The organism is Polynucleobacter corsicus (assembly GCF_018688255.1).
In the GTDB taxonomy this organism is placed as follows: Bacteria; Pseudomonadota; Gammaproteobacteria; order Burkholderiales; family Burkholderiaceae; genus Polynucleobacter; species Polynucleobacter corsicus.
Window position 1 is genome coordinate 773,603 of record NZ_CP061314.1, and the last position, 18,294, is coordinate 791,896.

An 18,294-nucleotide genomic window follows, 5' to 3' on the forward strand; every position below is an offset into this window, starting at 1 on the left:
ACCTTTTATTTAAATGCTTCTTTTTGTAGCTGAGTTAAATCACGAATGCCTTTTTCGGCCAGATCTAACAAGGCATTTAATTCAGCGCGGGAGAAAGCGGGGCCTTCAGCAGTGCCTTGCACTTCAATCATGCCGCCTTTGCCTGTCATAACCACATTCATATCGGTATCGCAAGAAGAGTCTTCTGGGTAATCTAAATCGAGTACGGGTACGCCTTGGTAGATCCCAACAGAAATCGCTGCAACACTATCAATAATCGGATCGGCTTTAAGTGCACCACTTTGCAAGAGAGTATTAATTGCATCTCGTGCTGCTACATAAGCGCCGGTAATCGATGCAGTTCTTGTTCCGCCATCAGCTTGCAAGACATCGCAATCTAAATGGATGGTTCTTTCACCCAATACTTTCAGATCAAATACGCTGCGCATCGCACGGCCGATCAAGCGCTGAATCTCTTGGGTGCGACCAGATTGTTTGCCACGAGCTGCTTCACGGTCGCTGCGGGTGTGGGTCGAACGGGGGAGCATGCCGTATTCAGCGGTAACCCAACCTTCACCAGAGCCTTTTTTATGGGGAGGTACCTTTTCCAGGACGCTGGCTGTACAAAGGACTTTGGTGTCGCCAAACGCAATCAGGACGGAGCCCTCGGCATGCTTGGTAAAGGCACGGCTGATACTCACAGGGCGCAATTGCGTTGGGGTGCGACCACTTGGGCGGGTGATGTTGTGCTGAGTCATGGGGTATGCTCCTAAAGATCTACAATGTCCCTATGATATCGAGCATGACTGGTTATGGCAGCGCTTCTCGCCAAGTCTCCCTAGGGGCTGGCGTAGTAGCTGATCTGCAAGTGGAATGTCGGGCTGTAAATAGCCGCTTTCTGGATTTGGGCTTTCGTCTTCCGGACGAATGTCGCGGGGCTGAGCCTGCCTTACGAGAACTGGCTACGCAAAGCCTTTCTCGGGGTAAGGTCGAGTTCCGGGCCGCATGGCGCGTAAATTCGGGTGCTGCTGGGGCGGCTAAAGCCAATCCCCATGCCTTAGGCGCCTTAAGCAAAGATCGCCTAGATGCGCTTTACACCCTTCAAGAGCATGCTCAAGTAGCCTTTCCGAATGCAGAAGTACTGCGTATCTCCGATATTTTGCGTTGGCCCGGAATTGTTTCTGAGCCGAGAGGTGAAGAAGAGGGTTGGATTACTGCTACTGTGGAAGCCGGCCGCGCTGCCTTAGCCGCCTTAGTGGATAGTCGCCATGCCGAAGGCAAAGCCTTGGTAACGGTCCTAACTACTATTACCAGCAAGATGCGTGAGATTGTTAAGGTGATCGAACCAAAGGTTCCAGTCTATGTCGCCCAGTATCAAGAGAAGCTCACCGAGCGCTTGGCAGAAGCATTAACTGCCCAAGAACAAGGCAAGAGTAGTGGGTCTGGCACCGAGTTGATGGAGCGGATCCGTCAAGAGGTGGTGCTCTATGCCGTGCGTATCGATGTGGCAGAGGAATTTGCCCGACTCAAGACTCATCTTCAAGTAGTTGATACTGCCTTAGCGGGCAAGGGTCCGGTAGGTAAGCGTTTGGATTTCTTAATGCAAGAGTTAAATCGTGAAGCCAATACCTTGAGCTCCAAATCGGTTTCAGAAGAATGTACACAAGCTGCTTTAGAGCTCAAGCTCTTGATTGAGCAAATGCGTGAACAAGTGCAAAATTTAGAGTAAGCATTATTTCTACAAATGATTATGGCAAGCCCTAAACCTAAAGCAAATTTAACTCCTGCCTACCAAGGCAGCATGCTGATGATCGTCGCTCCATCAGGGGCCGGCAAATCTTCTTTAGTGAATGCCTTGTTACAAGAGGATGCAGCCCTCAAGCTCTCACTCTCAACAACAACGCGTGCGCCAAGACCGGGTGAGGTAGATGGCAAGGACTATCGCTTTATCAAGAGAGATGCATTTATCGCCGAGCGTGACCAAGGCAATTTTTTGGAGCATGCTGAAGTACACGGCAATTTTTACGGTACATCCAAAGCCTGGATTGAGACTCAGATGAAAACCGGGCGCGATGTGATGTTGGAAATCGACTGGCAGGGTGCGCAACAGATTCGTCAAATCATTCCGGAAGTGCAGTGGATCTTTATCTTCCCGCCTTCATTTGAGGCGCTAGAAGAGCGCTTGCGTAAACGGGGTCAAGATGATGAGGCCACCATTCAGAGGAGATTGGCTGCAGCGCATTTAGAGCTCCAGCATGCTTATGAAGCTGATTTTATTGTGATCAACGATGATTTTGAGCAGGCATTGATTGATTTACGACAGGTGGTTGCAGCCAGCCGCTTGCGCTCAGGGCCGATTATGGCTCGTAACCCTGCGCTTTTAAAGCGCCTCGGAGTCTAATCAGTTATCCTATGGGAGTTGAAGCTAAATTTAAGTGAGTCCAGCATGGCCCGTATTACTGTAGAAGATTGTCTAAAAACCATCCCCAATCGTTTTGAGCTGGTATTGGCTGCGACTTATCGTGCACGTCAATTAGTTCAAGGTCACTCCCCACGTGTTGAGTCCAGAGATAAAGCAACCGTAGTTGCATTACGTGAAGTTGCTGCTGGTGTAACCGACCGTGACATGTTGACCAAAGTACCTTTGTAATTTAGGGGTTCCGTTGTGGAGCTCCCCTTAGGCGACCCAAACACATCGGAACTCAAAGGTCAGATCTCGCCTAAAGAGATCGCTCACAGCGATAAGTCTTCCATCATCGCGACATTGTTGGCTCAATCGAGTCGACACCTGTTTGGCCCAACCTCTGCGCCTGCATTACCTCTAAAGCACCAAGTTGTTTCAATTGATGGACTGATTTCTAAATTGGGTTATCTTAAGCCTGAAGAAATTACCCTCATTAAGCAAGCCTTTCATTTTGCTGATGCGGCTCATCTTGGTCAGTATCGCCACAGTGGTGAACCTTACATTACCCATCCAGTAGCAGTTGCTGAGCTTTGCGCTACCTGGCGCTTAGACGCGTCATCCATCATGGCGGCTTTAATGCATGATGTGATTGAGGATACGGGTTGTACTCAAGCAGACCTAGTTGGTAAGTTTGGTAGCAAAGTAGCAGAGCTCGTAGAGGGCTTAACTAAGCTCGATAAGCTGGAGTTCCAAAGTCATGCTGAGGCACAAGCTGAAAGCTTTCGCAAGATGTTTATGGCAATGGCGCGCGATGTCCGAGTCATTTTGGTCAAGCTCGCAGATCGTACACACAATATGCGCACGCTTGATGCTGTCCCAATGGAAAAGCGTCGCCGGGTAGCTGCTGAAACGATTGAGATCTACGCTCCGATTGCACACCGCTTAGGTCTCAATGTCATTTACCGCGATTTACAAGACTTGAGTTTCCGTTACTCCATGCCCATGCGCTTTAGGGTGATTGAAGGTGCAGTAAAGCGGGCGCGCGGTAACCGCAAGGAGATGGTGGAGAAGATTTTGCAGAATGCCCGGATGGCATTTGCAAAAGCCAATCTCGGAGTGGATCTGCAGGGTCGAGAAAAAACCCTATTTAGTATCTACAGCAAAATGCGCAGTAAGCATTTGAGCTTTTCTCAAGTGCTCGATGTGTATGCGTTCAGGGTCACTGTCCATTCAATTGATGAGTGTTATCGTGCGCTCGGCATTTTGCATGCGCTCTACAAGCCCATGCCTGGAAAGTTTAAGGATTACATTGCCATTCCTAAGCTCAATGGTTATCAGTCTTTGCATACGACGCTATTGGGTCCATCAGGCGTGCCAGTAGAGTTCCAGATACGTACAAGCGATATGCATGCGGTTGCTGAAGCAGGTGTTGCTGCGCACTGGGCCTATAAAGATGGCGGTCCCGATATGAGCGAGGTGCAAAACCGCGCACACCAATGGCTGCAATCCTTGATTGATATTCAGGATAGCAGTGGCGATTCTCAAGAATTCTTAGAGCACGTCAAAATTGATTTATTCCCGGATGCAGTTTATGTCTTTACGCCGAAAGGGCAGATTAGAGCCTTGCCGCGTGGTGCTACCGCTCTCGATTTTGCTTATTCCGTTCATAGTGATGTAGGTAATACTTGCGTAGCAGTCAAGATTAACGGCATGCAGTTACCTCTCCGTAGTGAGTTAAAGAACAGCGATATTGTTGAGGTAGTGACATCTGCGAACTCTCAACCTAATCCAGGTTGGTTAGCATTTGTGAGGACAGGAAAGGCTCGCGCCTCGATTCGGCATTCACTGAAGACCAAGCACTATGCCGAGTCTTTGCAGTTAGGTGAACGCCTGTTGGCTAGTGCATTGCGTCAGCAGGGAGTTGATGCTGGACTACTATCACCAGAGCTCTGGGAAAAGTTATTGCATTGGACTGGCGATAAAACGCGCGAAGAGGCCTGTGTGAATATTGCCTTGGGCCGCAGATCCTCTCAAGAGCTGGCAATTCGCTTAAATATTTTGATTGATGATGAGGGTGGCTCCGACCAAATGCGCTTGGGCGCGGCAGACTGGGTCTCCCCCCAACAAGAAATTGCCTCACACCATCATCAGCGTCAAGCCATCCTGGTGGATGGTCGCGAAGGAAACTCGATTCATTTTCAAACCTGCTGTCATCCTATTCCAGGCGATAACATTATTGGTTATCTTGGTAAGGGTGAGGGTTTGCAGGTGCATACCAATGACTGCCAAGTAGCCCTCAGAATGCTCTCTAAAGATAGTGATAAGTGGGTAGAGGTCGAGTGGGGTAAAGAGGTTAATCGGGAGTTTGAGGTTGACCTAGCGATTGATACGCATCAAGGCAAAGGCGTATTAGCTAGAGTGGCAAGCAGTGTGACTGCTGCAGATTCCAACATCATGAACGTATCGATGGATGATCGCTACAAAGAAGATGCTGTCACGATTCGTTTCACCATTCAGGTATCAGACCGCTTACATCTCGCTAAAGTCATGCGTAGTTTGCGTGCAAACCATGATGTGATGCGCGTGACCCGCGTCCGGGTTAGTTAGATTCCTGTAAATCTCTTTTATTTGTACTGAATGTCCAGGATTTCAATCTCAGTTGGGCCCGTTGGCGTTTGAATTTTGACGCAATCACCTAGGCGCGATTTGATTAAGGCTTTGGCTATAGGTGATACCCAGCTGACATGACCCAGATCTAAATCAACCTCATCGACGCCCACAATCGTAATGCTGGTCTTTTTGCCAGCATCGACACCTTCCAAGTTCTCATAAGTGACGGTGGCCCCAAAAAAGACCTGATCGGCATCGGCTTCACCCGATTTTCGGACTTGGTTATCGACCACCACAGCAAATTCAAGGCGCTGGTTGAGGAAGCGAATCCGGCGATCTATCTCCCGAAGGCGCTTTTTTCCGTAAATATAGTCACCATTCTCGGAGCGGTCGCCATTGGAGGCGGCCCAGTGAACAACCTTGACAACCTCTGGCCGATCCAGGTTTAGGAGCTGTAAAAGCTCGCTTTTAATGCGTTCGTGACCAGCAGGTGTGATGTAGTTCTTCTCTTCCATGGCATAATTATGACTGTTGCGGCTGTAGCTCAGCTGGATAGAGTACTTGGCTACGAACCAAGGGGTCGTGGGTTCAATTCCTGCCAGCCGCACCAACCCTTACAGGGCCTAGTTGAAAAACTGGGCCCTTTTTCTTTTTTGAGGCATTTCATAGTGGTTTCATGTAGATCCCTTATAGTTTGCCTATGAGCATTTCGGCCTCCAATTCTTCAATTTCAATCACTCCAGTGGCGGTTTGGTCGCAGGTGGATGCAGGCCATGCACAAGTTAGCTTGAGTGGCGCCGTTAATGTGTATTCCCTGGCTGGAGTGTGGAGTGATGTTCGGAAACAGCAAAATCAGTGGCTAGGGCAAGGAAGTACACAAGCGCACTCACTGATTTTTGACGCATCAAAAGTCAGCTCTTTGGATGGATCGGCATTTGCATTTTTGATTGATGTGCAAGAGGCGCAGAACAAAGCAGGCGGACAGTTTGATATTCAAGGTTTAGATCCTAAGTATCAGCCGCTCTTGCGTGAATTCGATCCAATTAATAAATTATTCCCGGCACCTACTGCAAAACAAAAAAGAAGTTTTGTTGTGAGTACTGGCATGGCTGCGCAGAATTTGATAGATGATGCTCGCGGCCTAGTGAGGTTTACCGGTCACCTGTCAGCGGATTTAGCTTGGTCAATCCGAAATATCAGGCAAGTTCGCTGGGGGGACTTTGTGAACGCTGCTGTAGAGGCAGGTATTGCCGCATTACCTATTGTTGGTCTAGTTGCATTTTTGATTGGCGTTATTCTGTCCTTTCAGGCTGCGATTGGTATGGAACAATTTGGCGCCGTCTCATTTGTTGGGCCACTCGCTGCGCTAGGTATCGTCAGGGAGATGGGCCCACTGATTACTGCGATCTTGCTTGCCGGCCGCTCATCAGCAGCATTTGCAGCCGAGATTGGTACGATGACTGTGAACAGTGAAGTCGATGCATTAGTCACTGGCGGCTTAAGCCCCATCCGATTTCTAGTGGTGCCAAGAGTGCTAGCTGGCATATTAGTGGCGCCAATATTGACCTTATTTGCCGACATCGTCAGTATTTTTTCTTCCATGCTGACCATGCAAATTTATGGCATTCCCTTTATTAATTTCTACAACGGCATGTTAGCGGCTGTCGATGTTGAGGATGTTCTATCTGGTCTTCTTAAGGCTACTCTCTTTGGCGTGGTTGTCTCTGCAATGGGTTGTTTACGAGGCATGCAAACCGGTACCGGTGCAGCGGCTGTAGGTATTTCCGCAACCCGGGCAGTGGTGAGTAGCATTGTCATGATTGTGCTGGTCGACGGTATCTTTGCTTACATCTCTTACAGGACAGGTTTCTGATGGATGCTTTGGATAAAGCGATTGATGTGCAAAACCTCACTGTGGGTTACGGCTCAAACGTGCTATTACAAAATCTCAACTTCTCCGTTAATAACGGTGAGATCTTTGTGATTTTGGGTGGATCAGGTTGCGGTAAATCAAGTCTCTTAAAGAATTTATTCGGCCTATATCAGCCTCTTGCTGGGGATGTATTGATCGAGGGTCAAAATATCACTATCGCCCAAGGTGCTGAGCGCCAAAAAATCATGACGAGCTTCGGGGTCATGTATCAGCAGGGCGCTTTATTCGGCTCCATGAATCTACTGGATAACGTGACACTCTTTATGGAGGAGTACACCAAGTTGACTAGAGATCAGATGAATTTATTAGCCCGATGCAAACTGGACTTGGTGGGCTTACTGCCATATGAAACGTATATGCCTAGCGAGATTAGCGGCGGCATGCAAAAGCGGGCTGCAATCGCACGGGCGATGGCTTTAGATCCTAAAATACTATTTCTGGATGAGCCTTCAGCGGGTCTTGATCCGATTACGTCGGCTGATCTCGATAGTACGATTTTAGATCTTTCAAAAAACTTAGGATTTACCTTTGTGATCGTCTCTCACGAGCTAGCCAGTATTTATTCCATCGCCGATAAAGTCATTATGTTGGATAAGGATGCCAAGGGCATTATTGCGCAAGGCGATCCTAAGGTATTAAGAGATAGCAGTAAAGATCCCCGAGTGCATCAATTTTTTAATCGCATCATGAGCAAGGATGCAGCATGAGCAATAACTCCAACCCTAATTACTTCCGTCTTGGCATTTTTGTGCTCGCGGCAATCGGTGCGTTACTCACTGTCATCTTGATCTTTGGCTCAGGGCAATTTTTCAAAAAATCATTCATGGTCGAAACCTATGTCAAGCAATCAGTGACAGGCTTAGATGCTGGTGCGGCGGTACGCTTTCGAGGCGTTAAGATTGGACAGGTGACGATGATTGCTCTCTCGGGTGACTTGTATGAAAAAGAGGTCCCGATGGTACAGAAGCAAGAGTATGTTGTTGTGAGAATGCAAATCTATGGCGATGCTATTGAGAAAAGTCATCTGGAAACATTCATTAAAGATAACTTGCGTGCGCGCATTCGATCGATGGGCATTACTGGCGTCAACTATGTGGAGTTAGATTTCTACCCAAGCGCTACCCAATACTCTCCCTTACCTTTTCCATGGGCGCCCGAGTATGCAGTTGTCCCATCAATGCCAAACCAAGCAGATGAAATTATTTCAGGAATACAAAAGTTAATTGGTGCTCTCAACGGTCTTGATGTTGAGGGAACCCAGAGGAAGTTTGATGCCTTATTGGATAATTTGAATAAATTAATGGCTGGCGATGGTAAAAATAATGCGGGCCTAATTAATTCAGTGCAAGATCTCAATGTCTTGTTGGATCGAATTGCTAAAGTCACCGATAAAGATCAACTCAATATTCTGATGCGTGAATTGGTTGCCACCATGGTTTCTTTGCGTCAAACCGTTACTAGCGTTCAGGGCGACACCACTGCAACCTTGGAGAACCTGCGTCAGGCCAGTGAACAGTTAAATGAATTTACCCGTGTCGCAAGTCAATCGCCGTCTACTCTAATTTGGGGTGAGCCACCTGCACGTATTACGCCTCCAATGAATGGAGCTCAAAAATGAAAATTCAGATGACTAATCACCCACGCCTTATTCGGTTTGCCGCCTTTGTATTCATGGCGGCAACATTAAGCGCATGCTCATTGCCTAAAAGACCAGCATTAGAGACCAGTAGCTGGATGGTTGCCCCAGAGCGTACAGGTGCCCCCTATAAGCCACGTAGTGATTTGTGGCTCAAGATGGGTTCATCCTCAGCAACACCACCTTTTGACGGCAAGTCTTTGGTTTATCGCTTGGGTGATCAGCGTTATGAAAAGGATTTTTACAATACATATTCCGCCTTGCCAAATGAGATGGTCGGTAATGCAACACGTCAGTGGTTGAATCATGCCCAGATCTTCTCTATGACTGTAGGTCAGGGCAATAGCTTCTTTCCGTATTACATCTTGCAGACATCCATAGAGGAATTTTATGGCGATTACCGGGTTCGTCCGGAGGCCGTTGTAACGATTGAATTTTTCTTTACTGCCACTGATCCCCAAAAGCGCAATCCGGTGATTGGTAAAAACCGCTACACCAAGAGAGTTGCACTCAAGGACAACACTCCTCAAGCATTGGCCTTAGGTCAGCAAGAGGCCTTGGCGCAAATTTTGAAAGAGTATGAGGTAGTGCTTTATAAATACGCTGGTAATCTGCCTCCACCTCTAGGGCAGTAGGCATTCTAGAATGACAGTACAGATAACAATATTGGAGAAGACATGGATTTAGGGCTCAAAGGTAAGGTTGCATTGGTGATGGCATCTAGTCGAGGTTTAGGTCAGGCGATGGCCGTCTCCTTGGCGCGTGAGGGTGTCAAAGTAGCGGTGACTGGCCGCAATCCGGAGGGATTAAAAAAATCGGTAGAGATGATTGAGGCTGCCGGTGGAAAAGCTTTAGCTCTGAGCTGGGATCTTTCTGATGCATCTCTGATCGATAGCTTGGTGAGCAAGGTAGAAAAAGAACTGGGCCCGATTGATATTTTGGTAAACAACACCGGCGGACCTCCTCCAACATTGGCGGCAGGGCAAGATCCCGCTTTGTGGCAAAAGAGTTTTAACGATATGGTGCTATCACTCATCAGCATCACCGATCGAGTTCTACCAGGAATGCGTCAACGTAAATGGGGTCGCATTATTACGAGTACCACTTCAGGAGCTATTGCCCCTATTAAAAATCTGGCCATCTCAAACACCTTGCGAGCCGCGTTACTCGCCTGGTCTAAAACCTTGGCGGCAGAAGTGGCAGCCGATGGCATTACTGTGAACGTGATCATGCCGGGTCGTGTAGCAACTGATCGCTTGCGTCAATTAGATGAAGCACGTGCTCAACGTGAAAATGTGAGTTATGACTCCGTTGTTCAAGCTAGCTTGAGGCAAATTCCGATGGGGCGTTATGGTGATCCACAGGAGTATGGAGATACTGCGGCATTTCTAGCTAGTCAAAATGCCTCATTCATCACTGGGTCAGTGATTCGTGTGGATGGTGGCCAGATTCAGGCGATCTAAAGCAGTGTTAAGCAGCTTTTTACGGGCCATTCAGCGAGACCTTCGATCAAGTGAGCTAGTAGCACTATTGGTCGCGCTGACGCTCTCTGTAGCTGCCTTATCCAGCGTCAGCTTCTTAGCTGACCGAATGCAGCGGGCCTTTCAGTTCGATGCACGCCAGCTACTTGCTGCAGATCTATTGCTGGTTTCTGATCAACCCCTGCCTGAGCGCTTTATTCAGGAGGCTCAGGGGCGACAGCTAAGCGCAGCTCAAACGATTGTTTTTCCGAGTATGGCTACGGTAGGGATGCAAAGTAAGCTGGCTTCCCTTAAAGCTGTAAGTTCTGCTTACCCCTTGCGCGGTAGCTTGCAGGTATCACCTTCATCAGTCAGCACAACTCCACCAGTAGGTTCGGTCTGGGTGGATCCGGCAATGCTCAGTGCGCTCAAGGCAAAAGTGGGCGATTCGATGCTATTGGGTGATAAGACATTTTTCATTAGCGGTATCTTAGAGCGCGAGCTTGACCGAGGCGCTGGCTTTATGAACTTCGCGCCACGCGTCATGATGTCACTGGATGATTTGCCAGCCACCGGTCTGATTGGTCTGGGCAGCCGCGTGACCTATCGACTGCTTTTGGCGGGGAATGATTCAGCTATCTCTGACTATGAGCAATGGGCTACGCAATCGATTAAATCCGAAGGGCTTAGAGGGTTGCGCATTGAGACTTTGGAGAATGCTCAGCCTGTCATGCGTAAAACCCTTGAGCGGGCAGAGCGCTTCTTATCTTTGGTTGCCTTACTGACAGCCATGGTGGCTGCGGTAGCGATTGCCTTGTCAGCGCGCCGTTATGTTTTAAAGCAGGCTGATGTTTGCGCAGTGATGAAATGCCTTGGCGCAAGCCAAAAGACCATCCTAGTAAACCAAGTCAAGATATTGGGCGCTCTGTGTATATCAGCCGCTGTGATGGGTGCCGCAATTGCTTACGGCGTTCAAGAGATATTGATTGGGATCTTGGGCAATTTACTAGTTGCGAATCTACCCGCGCTCTCACTCTGGCCCCTGGTCTGGAGTATTTTGTTTTCCTCCTGTTTGCTAATCGGTTTTGCTGGACCACCCTTATTTAGTTTGGTCATGATTTCACCGGTGCGACTGATTCGTAAAGAGTTGGGATCTGTAAACATTAAGGTGTTGTGGGTTGCACTTTTTGGATTGACTACTTGTCTTGTCTTGATCGCGTTTGCAGCTCAAGATTGGAAGCTGGCCTCTTGGGTTGCTGCAAGCTTTGGCTCAGCCATTGTGGTCTTTGCCGTAGTTTCTTGGTTATGCCTAAGCTTGCTTAAAATCTTATTTACAAGGTGGAGTAGTCACAGCTTCGCATTACGCTTTGCACTTACAGTGCAAGCACGTCGCTCTGGCTTCGCAGTCATGCAAATTACGGCGCTAGGTATTGCCTTGATGGCCTTATTGCTCATCCTATTGCTCCGACAAGATTTATTGGCTACCTGGCAGGGCAATATCCCAGTCGATGCGCCCAATCGCTTCATGATTAATATTCAGGAAGATCAAAAGCCTAGCATCACTCGCTCACTACTGGATGCGGGAGTAGCAAAACCCAGCTTTAGTCCCATGGTTCGTGCGCGCTTAGTGGAAGTCAATGGAAAGTCTATTGGACCCAATGACTACGTTGATGAAAATGCACGCCGCTTGGTTGATCGAGAATTCAATCTCTCATACACCGAGCAGTTGCCTGAGGGTAATCGGATTACTGCTGGAAAATGGCTTGAAGGTAGTGCGCCGCAAGTTTCTTTGGAGATGGGGATTGCAAAGACTTTGAAGTTAAAGCTGGGCGATCAAATGACCTTTGAGCTTGCCGGTGAAAAAGTCACAGCGCCCATTACCTCTTTGCGTAAGTTGGACTGGAGTTCGATGAAAGTGAATTTCTTTGTCATCATGCCCCCTGCAATGCTCGCAGAGATGCCCCAGTCTTGGATTACCTCGTATTATCAAGGTGCCGCAATTGAAGGTTTAGATTATCAACTTACACAGACTTATCCCAATCTCACCATCGTCGATGTGGGGACATCGCTAAAGCAAATACAAGATGTACTGGACCGACTGTCCTCTGTATTGGGGCTCTTGTTCGCATTCACGATTGCGGCAGCGATTTTAGTTTTAGTAGCTGCGATAGCGGCAACACAAGATGAGCGTTTTAGGAGCGCAGCCTTGTTAAAGGCAGTGGGTGCATCACGCTATCTACTGGGGAAGATTGCATTAGCCGAGCTACTAATTATTGGAGTGCTGGCAGGAACTTTAGCGGGACTCGCTGCCGGAATTGCAGCATGGGCACTGGGCCGTTTTGTATTGGAGATTGAGTTCAATGCATTTATGCAGTCTTTGGCGATGGGGATCGGCTTTGGGGTAACTGCTTGCCTACTAGCCGGTTATCGCTTTCAGAGAAGAATTCAGACCGCTACTGCAATGGAATGTTTGCGTGAGACTTAATTCAGTTTAACTAGGTTCTTCGGTAATTCCACTAAGCGCGTTCCACTAAAGCGGTCTGGCAGACTTTGGCGTAGCAAAGGTTTAACGCGATCTAAGTAAATGCTCAGTGGCCACAGAAATAAAGCCACCGCAAATAGCATTTCAATAATTTGCCATCTCTGCAGTTCGAACATCCACTGCAAAATCACGCAAGGCACTAGCCACAAAGACCCAAAAAAATAACGCCAAATCGCTTGTCTGCGAGTCAGGTTGTATCCGCCTGGACCAATCATGCGCACTCGCCATGTTTGCATTGCCAGTGTCTGCCCCGACTTCGTCCAATACCAGGCAAAGTAAATGCCTAGTACGGCGTAGAGATAGAGAAAGGTGAGCCAACTGGGGAGAGATACGCCAAACAGAATACCTAATCCCAAATTGGGAAGTAGGAAAGTGAGAGCGATGACGCCTAATAAAACCAATTGCTCATACAGAATGCAAGAGACCCGTCGCCAAAACTGGGGAGCGGGGAGTAGGTTTAATTCTGCGGGGCTAATCATGACTTAAGGATTACTTGAGCCGCTATCGGGGCTGCTGTTCGTTGCAGGAGGTTCTGAAGCAGGAGCGTTGCCGGCTGTTGGAGGCAGTGCTAAGTTCGATTGATGTTTAATCGGATGCTGTTGCAATGTAGGCGCACTTACAGTCGTTGGTTTTTTCTTATTGACCTCTGCTTGAGCTAGCTTTTTCTTTTGCTCATCACTCAGTTTTTGATAAGCACTCCAAGCCTCAGCTTTTTTCTCAGCGGGAAACTTGAGGCTGCTTAAATAGTTTTCGCGTGCAATGCGGCGGTCTTTTTGAGAGAGCTTGGACCAACCCATCATGCGGGACTGCAGTCGCTGTTGATCAGCCTCACTCATCCGAGAATGTAGATTGGCAACTTGTATCCATTTTTTACGACTGTCTGGGAGCATGTAATCCCAATCGTCTTCCAATGGAGCGAGGATTTTTTGTTGCCCTGGTTTAAGGCTCTCCCAAGTACCATCTGGCTTTTTCTCTGGGATGCCAGTAGTTTTTCCATGGCCTGCTGCCGATGTTTGGGCAAATACGCCTGAACTTGGAACTGATCCTAGGACGCCAATCGCCAGCATCATGCTGATGCTTAGTGAGGCGCTCAAGGACCGTAGATTTTTTAGCATGCGCTAACTGTAGCTCGCTATGACAGTTAGGATGGAGTCTTAGCTGTGCTGAGGCTGTCTTGATCTGATTCCGCTAAAGGCCCGTTTTTGAGGAAACCCAAAAAGCCGCTATCAGCATAAGCATCAGGTGGGACATCGTCAGTTAAGAGGGCGACATCGAGCTCGGCAATATCGTTGATGCGGGAATCTTGCTGCCATTGGGCGATGCCGATGAGACCGAATACTAGAACGGCCAAGGGGGCAACCCAACCCACGTTATCCCATAATGAGCGAGAGCCAAAGGACCAGTTTCCGCTAGAGCTCGCTAAAACAGGCTGCGCAATGCGTACTTTTTCTGGTTTTTTGACAGAAAGCGCCTTGAGGCGTGCTGCATACAGACGATCTTTGATTCCAGCGGGCAGGGATTGGGATCCTTGGCGGAGCAGGGCGGCAGCATTCAGACCAAATTGATCTGATTCTGTTGTGCTGAGGATGTCTTCGTTGCGGTTCACAGGGCAATTCCTTTTAATTTCAATGCTTTAGCTAGAGCCTGAGTGGCTCTTGAGCAGTGGGTTTTGACGCTTCCCTCGCTACATCTCATCGCAAGGGCAGTTTCAGTAATACTCAGCTCATCCCAATAACGCATCAGGAAGGCTTCTCGTTGACGGGCAGGCAATTTTGATATTTCTGACTCTAGAGCATGTAATAGCTGAATACGTTCAAGCTTAAATGCACCATCTTGGTGAATTTCACTATCATCTGGAGCTGACAGTGACTCCAGGGGGTCAAAATCATCGCCTTCATCCGATTTCTTACCCATGTTCGAGAACAGGGTGACCCAGGTATTGCGAACTTTTTGACGTCTAAACCAGTCGTGAATGCGGTTTTGCAGAATTCTGGTGAAGACCAGAGGTAATTCTGCTGCAGGCCGATCACCATACTTTTCAGCCAGCTTGATCATGGCATCCTGAACAATGTCTAAGGCCGCATCGTCATCTCGCACAGCATAGACCGCTTGCTTGAAAGCGCGCTGCTCAACACTACTCAGAAAGTCAGAAAGTTCTTGGGGTAAAGCCATTCAGTAGATTAGACCTGAATCAGAGGGAATTCGTTCATTTTAGGGGATTGCTATAGAATATAGGGCTTACTACCTAGAATCTCATTCAAGAAGTGGTTTTTTCCGGTAGCAGCGCCGTTCGAACTCAGGCCACAAGCAAGAGATAGAACAGACCAATCAATTTTTTGCCGAAAATTGCAAAGGACGAAAGAAAATGAATACAAGCAGCGCCGAATTTTTAGCTTCTAAAGCTAACCAAGACACAGCCAATACAAATCCCGCAGCAACTCCACCAGAAATGATTGGTGCTGAGATGCTGGTGAAGGCTTTGCACAAAGAGGGTGTCGAATACGTTTGGGGTTATCCAGGTGGTTCCGTTCTCTTTATCTACGATGAAATTTTTAAGCAGGACAAGTTTGAGCACATTCTTGTTCGCCATGAGCAAGCAGCGGTTCATGCGGCCGATGGCTATGCACGCGCAACCGGTAAGGTTGGCGTTGCCTTAGTAACTTCAGGTCCCGGCGTAACCAATGCGGTTACCGGAATTGCGACTGCTTACACTGATTCAATCCCGATGGTGGTCATCAGCGGTAACGTACCAACGTATGCGATTGGTGAAGATGCTTTCCAAGAGGCGGATACCGTGGGCATTACTCGCCCAGTGGTCAAGCACAACTTCTTGGTAAAAGATGTGAAAGACCTCCCCCTAGTAATTAAGAAGGCCTTCCATATTGCGCAGACAGGTCGTCCAGGCCCAGTTTTGATTGATATTCCTAAGGATGTATCTGCGGCCAAAGGACCATTCGTCTATCCAGAAACCTTGGAGATGCGTTCATACAACCCAGTAGTTAAGGGGCATAGTGGACAAATTCGTAAAGCGGTTTCTTTATTACAAGAAGCTGAGCGCCCATTCATCTATACCGGTGGTGGCGTGATCTTGGCTGATGCCGCGCCAGAATTAAAAGAGTTTGCTGACTTGCTGGGTTATCCCGTTACCAATACCTTGATGGGTCTTGGCGGCTTCCCAGGTACCAGCCCTCAGTTTGTGGGCATGCTGGGTATGCACGGTACGTATGAAGCCAATATGGCGATGCAACACAGTGATGTGTTGATTGCAGTTGGCGCCCGTTTTGATGACCGCGTGATTGGTAATACTGCGCACTTCGCAAGTCATCCGCGCAAGATCATTCATATTGATATCGATCCATCCGTGATTTCAAAGCGGGTGAAAGTAGATGTGCCTATCGTTGGCAATCTCAAGGAAGTATTGCAAGAGATGACCGCTCAGCTCAAAGCTGCCGGCCCACGCAAGAATGACGCTAAGTTGGCGGCATGGTGGGCACAGATTAATGAGTGGCGTAAAAAAGATTGCTTGAAATATGACGAAGCATCGCAAATCGTCAAACCGCAATATGTAGTTCAAAAGTTGTGGGAACTCACTGGTGGTGATGCATTTATTACTTCTGACGTAGGTCAGCATCAAATGTGGGCTGCACAGTTCTATAAGTTCGATAAGCCACGTCGTTGGATTAACTCAGGTGGTTTGGGCACGATGGGTGTTGGCTTGCCATATGCCATGGGTATCAAGAAGGCATTTCCTGATCAGGATGTTTTCGCAATTACTGGTGAAGGTTCTATCCAGATGTGTATTCAAGAGCTGTCCACTTGCAAGCAGTACAACACACCTGTAAAGATCGTGTCATTGAACAACCGTTACCTCGGGATGGTTCGCCAATGGCAAGAGTTAACTTATAACAAGCGCTATTCCAGTTCATATATGGATTCATTGCCAGACTTTGTGAAGTTGGCAGAAGCCTTTGGGCACGTGGGTATGCGTATTGAGAAGAAGTCTGATGTTGAAGGCGCCCTTAAAGAAGCTATTCGTTTAAAAGATCGCACCGTATTTATGGATTTCCAGACAGACCCAGAGGAAAACGTTTGGCCAATGGTTCAAGCGGGTAAGGGTATTACTGAAATGCTTTTGGGTAGCGAGGATCTCTAATGCGACACATTATTTCTGTATTGATAGAGAACGAGCCGGGGGCGCTATCTCGCGTGGTTGGTTTATTTTCTGCCCGTGGTTACAACATTGAAGCCTTGAGCGTTGCACCAACCGAAGATCCATCCTTGTCGCGCATGACTATTGTCACTCTTGGCTCTGAGGATGTGATTGAGCAAATCACTAAACACTTAAATCGCTTAGTTGAGGTGGTGAAGGTATTTGATTTGACTGAAGGCCCTCATATTGAGCGTGAGCTCATGATGATTAAGGTGCGCGCAGTAGGTAAAGAACGTGAAGAATTGAAACGTACAACGGATATCTTCCGCGGTCGCATCATTGATGTGACTGATAAGAGTTACACCATTGAATTAACTGGTGATGGCGCCAAATTGGATGCCTTCATTGATTCGATTGATCGTGCATCGATTCTGGAAACTGTCCGTTCGGGTGGTTCTGGTATTGGGCGCGGCGAACGCATTCTGAAGGTTTAATTTTTTTAACTAATTACTGCATTAACTACATTTTCAAAACAAGGAAAGAGCATGAAAGTTTTTTACGATAAAGACGCCGATTTGTCCCTCATTAAAGGCAAAAAAGTAACCATCATTGGTTACGGATCACAGGGTCACGCACACGCATTGAACCTTAAAGATTCAGGCTGTAACGTGACCGTTGGTTTGCGTAAAGATGGCGCTTCCTGGAGCAAAGCTGCAAATGCTGGCTTGACAGTAAAAGAAGTTGGCGCAGCAGTTAAAGATGCTGACGTAGTGATGATGCTCTTGCCTGACGAGCAAATCGCTGATGTATACAGCAAAGAAGTTCATGGCAATATCAAGCAGGGCGCTGCATTGGCATTCGCTCATGGCTTTAACGTTCACTACGGTCAAGTTCAGCCACGCGCTGACTTGGACGTAATCATGATTGCACCTAAAGCACCAGGCCACACTGTACGTGGTACTTATGCTCAAGGCGGCGGCGTTCCTCATTTGATCGCTGTGTACCAAGATAAATCTGGTTCAGCGCGTGATGTTGCTTTGTCATATGCAACAGCTAACGGCGGTGGTCGTGCCGGCATCATTGAAACTAACTTCCGCGAAGAAACTGAAACTGACTTGTTCGGTGAGCAGGCTGTTCTTTGTGGTGGCGCAGTAGAGTTGATCAAAGCTGGTTTCGAAACTTTGGTTGAAGCGGGTTACGCTCCTGAGATGGCTTACTTCGAGTGCTTGCATGAGCTCAAGTTGATTGTTGACTTGATCTACGAAGGTGGTATCGCCAACATGAACTACTCTATCTCCAATAACGCTGAGTACGGTGAATACGTCACTGGCCCACGTGTTGTGACTGAAGATACTAAGAATGCAATGCGTCAGTGCTTGAAAGACATTCAGACTGGTGAGTACGCCAAGAGCTTTATCTTGGAAAACAAGGCAGGTGCGCCTACTTTGATTTCACGTCGTCGCTTGAATGCTGAGCATGACATCGAGGTGGTTGGTGCGAAGTTGCGCGCCATGATGCCTTGGATTGCAAAGAACAAATTAGTTGATCAAACAAAGAACTAAGTAAATAGTAGTTAGAAA

At 47.9% G+C, this 18,294-nt stretch carries 19 protein-coding genes and 1 tRNA gene; 14 read left to right on the forward strand and 6 right to left on the reverse strand.

Annotated elements, in window-relative coordinates; all coding sequences use genetic code 11:
* Nucleotides 1-5 precede the first annotated feature (5 nt).
* Nucleotides 6-737: a ribonuclease PH gene (gene rph / locus C2747_RS04020; protein WP_215332630.1), complete on the reverse strand. Its 732-nt coding sequence runs from the start codon at nt 735-737 to the stop codon at nt 6-8.
* 32 nt (nt 738-769) lie between these two features.
* Here rph and C2747_RS04025 point away from each other — a divergent pair, with 32 nt between their 5' ends.
* From C2747_RS04025 to C2747_RS04040, 4 genes are all read left to right on the forward strand, one after another.
* The gene (locus C2747_RS04025; protein ID WP_215332632.1) at nt 770-1,708 is read left to right on the forward strand and encodes a YicC/YloC family endoribonuclease; all 939 of its coding nucleotides are present in this window, start codon (nt 770-772) and stop codon (nt 1,706-1,708) included.
* Nucleotides 1,709-1,729: 21 nt separating this feature from the next.
* On the forward strand, nt 1,730-2,380 hold the full coding sequence (gene gmk, locus C2747_RS04030) for a guanylate kinase (protein ID WP_215332634.1): 651 nt from the start codon (nt 1,730-1,732) through the stop codon (nt 2,378-2,380).
* Between the two features lie 45 nt (nt 2,381-2,425).
* Nucleotides 2,426-2,629: a DNA-directed RNA polymerase subunit omega gene (gene rpoZ, locus C2747_RS04035; protein ID WP_011902918.1), complete on the forward strand. Its 204-nt coding sequence runs from the start codon at nt 2,426-2,428 to the stop codon at nt 2,627-2,629.
* A 63-nt stretch (nt 2,630-2,692) separates the two neighbouring features.
* Nucleotides 2,693-4,990 carry a RelA/SpoT family protein gene (locus tag C2747_RS04040; RefSeq protein WP_433915511.1) on the forward strand — a complete coding sequence of 766 codons (2,298 nt, stop codon included), beginning with the start codon at nt 2,693-2,695 and terminating at the stop codon, nt 4,988-4,990.
* A 17-nt stretch (nt 4,991-5,007) separates the two neighbouring features.
* Here the strand turns inward: C2747_RS04040 and greB are convergent, their stop codons facing one another.
* Nucleotides 5,008-5,508, reverse strand: coding sequence for a transcription elongation factor GreB (greB, locus tag C2747_RS04045; protein ID WP_215332638.1), 501 nt, complete (start codon nt 5,506-5,508; stop codon nt 5,008-5,010).
* Between the two features lie 18 nt (nt 5,509-5,526).
* Here greB and C2747_RS04050 point away from each other — a divergent pair.
* The 7 genes from C2747_RS04050 (at nt 5,527) to C2747_RS04080 (ending at nt 12,507) form a co-directional block, all read left to right on the forward strand.
* Nucleotides 5,527-5,603: transfer RNA gene (locus C2747_RS04050), tRNA-Arg, on the forward strand.
* A 90-nt stretch (nt 5,604-5,693) separates the two neighbouring features.
* Nucleotides 5,694-6,866, forward strand: a complete 1,173-nt coding sequence (locus C2747_RS04055) for an MlaE family ABC transporter permease (RefSeq protein WP_215332640.1) — start codon at nt 5,694-5,696, stop codon at nt 6,864-6,866.
* Nucleotides 6,866-7,633 (forward strand): ABC transporter ATP-binding protein, encoded by a 768-nt coding sequence (locus C2747_RS04060; RefSeq protein WP_215332642.1) that lies wholly within the window; start codon nt 6,866-6,868, stop codon nt 7,631-7,633. The genes C2747_RS04055 and C2747_RS04060 overlap by 1 nt, the downstream gene beginning before the upstream one ends.
* Nucleotides 7,630-8,544 carry an MlaD family protein gene (locus C2747_RS04065; protein ID WP_215332644.1) on the forward strand — a complete coding sequence of 305 codons (915 nt, stop codon included), beginning with the start codon at nt 7,630-7,632 and terminating at the stop codon, nt 8,542-8,544. Before C2747_RS04060 ends, C2747_RS04065 begins: the two co-directional genes overlap by 4 nt.
* Before the next feature lie 8 nt (nt 8,545-8,552).
* Complete coding sequence (locus C2747_RS04070; RefSeq protein WP_251374820.1) at nt 8,553-9,197, forward strand: ABC-type transport auxiliary lipoprotein family protein; 645 nt, start codon at nt 8,553-8,555, stop codon at nt 9,195-9,197.
* Nucleotides 9,198-9,239: 42 nt separating this feature from the next.
* Nucleotides 9,240-10,025 (forward strand): SDR family oxidoreductase, encoded by a 786-nt coding sequence (locus C2747_RS04075; RefSeq protein WP_215332646.1) that lies wholly within the window; start codon nt 9,240-9,242, stop codon nt 10,023-10,025.
* 4 nt (nt 10,026-10,029) lie between these two features.
* Nucleotides 10,030-12,507, forward strand: a complete 2,478-nt coding sequence (locus tag C2747_RS04080) for an ABC transporter permease (protein ID WP_251374821.1) — start codon at nt 10,030-10,032, stop codon at nt 12,505-12,507.
* Here the strand turns inward: C2747_RS04080 and C2747_RS04085 are convergent.
* Genes C2747_RS04085 through C2747_RS04100 form a run of 4 tightly spaced genes read right to left on the reverse strand, consistent with a single transcriptional unit; the run spans nt 12,504 to nt 14,736 of the window.
* A complete protein-coding gene (locus tag C2747_RS04085) occupies nt 12,504-13,043 on the reverse strand; it encodes an RDD family protein (protein ID WP_251374822.1) in 540 nt (179 codons plus the stop codon). The two genes, C2747_RS04080 and C2747_RS04085, sit on opposite strands and share 4 nt — an antisense overlap.
* Before the next feature lie 3 nt (nt 13,044-13,046).
* Entirely contained in the window at nt 13,047-13,658 is a 612-nt protein-coding gene (locus C2747_RS04090; protein WP_251374823.1) for a DUF3106 domain-containing protein, read from the reverse strand.
* Between the two features lie 47 nt (nt 13,659-13,705).
* Nucleotides 13,706-14,170, reverse strand: coding sequence for a DUF3619 family protein (locus tag C2747_RS04095; protein ID WP_215332652.1), 465 nt, complete (start codon nt 14,168-14,170; stop codon nt 13,706-13,708).
* The gene (locus C2747_RS04100; RefSeq protein WP_215332654.1) at nt 14,167-14,736 is read right to left on the reverse strand and encodes an RNA polymerase sigma factor; all 570 of its coding nucleotides are present in this window, start codon (nt 14,734-14,736) and stop codon (nt 14,167-14,169) included. The genes C2747_RS04095 and C2747_RS04100 overlap by 4 nt, the downstream gene beginning before the upstream one ends.
* A gap of 193 nt (nt 14,737-14,929) precedes the next feature.
* Between C2747_RS04100 and C2747_RS04105 the strand changes: the two genes are divergently transcribed.
* Genes C2747_RS04105 through ilvC form a run of 3 tightly spaced genes read left to right on the forward strand, consistent with a single transcriptional unit; the run spans nt 14,930 to nt 18,276 of the window.
* A complete protein-coding gene (locus C2747_RS04105; RefSeq protein WP_215332656.1) occupies nt 14,930-16,717 on the forward strand; it encodes an acetolactate synthase 3 catalytic subunit in 1,788 nt (595 codons plus the stop codon).
* Nucleotides 16,717-17,208, forward strand: coding sequence for an acetolactate synthase small subunit (gene ilvN / locus C2747_RS04110; RefSeq protein ID WP_046329932.1), 492 nt, complete (start codon nt 16,717-16,719; stop codon nt 17,206-17,208). The genes C2747_RS04105 and ilvN overlap by 1 nt, the downstream gene beginning before the upstream one ends.
* Before the next feature lie 51 nt (nt 17,209-17,259).
* The gene (gene ilvC, locus C2747_RS04115; protein WP_215306564.1) at nt 17,260-18,276 is read left to right on the forward strand and encodes a ketol-acid reductoisomerase; all 1,017 of its coding nucleotides are present in this window, start codon (nt 17,260-17,262) and stop codon (nt 18,274-18,276) included.
* Nucleotides 18,277-18,294: the final 18 nt, after the last annotated feature.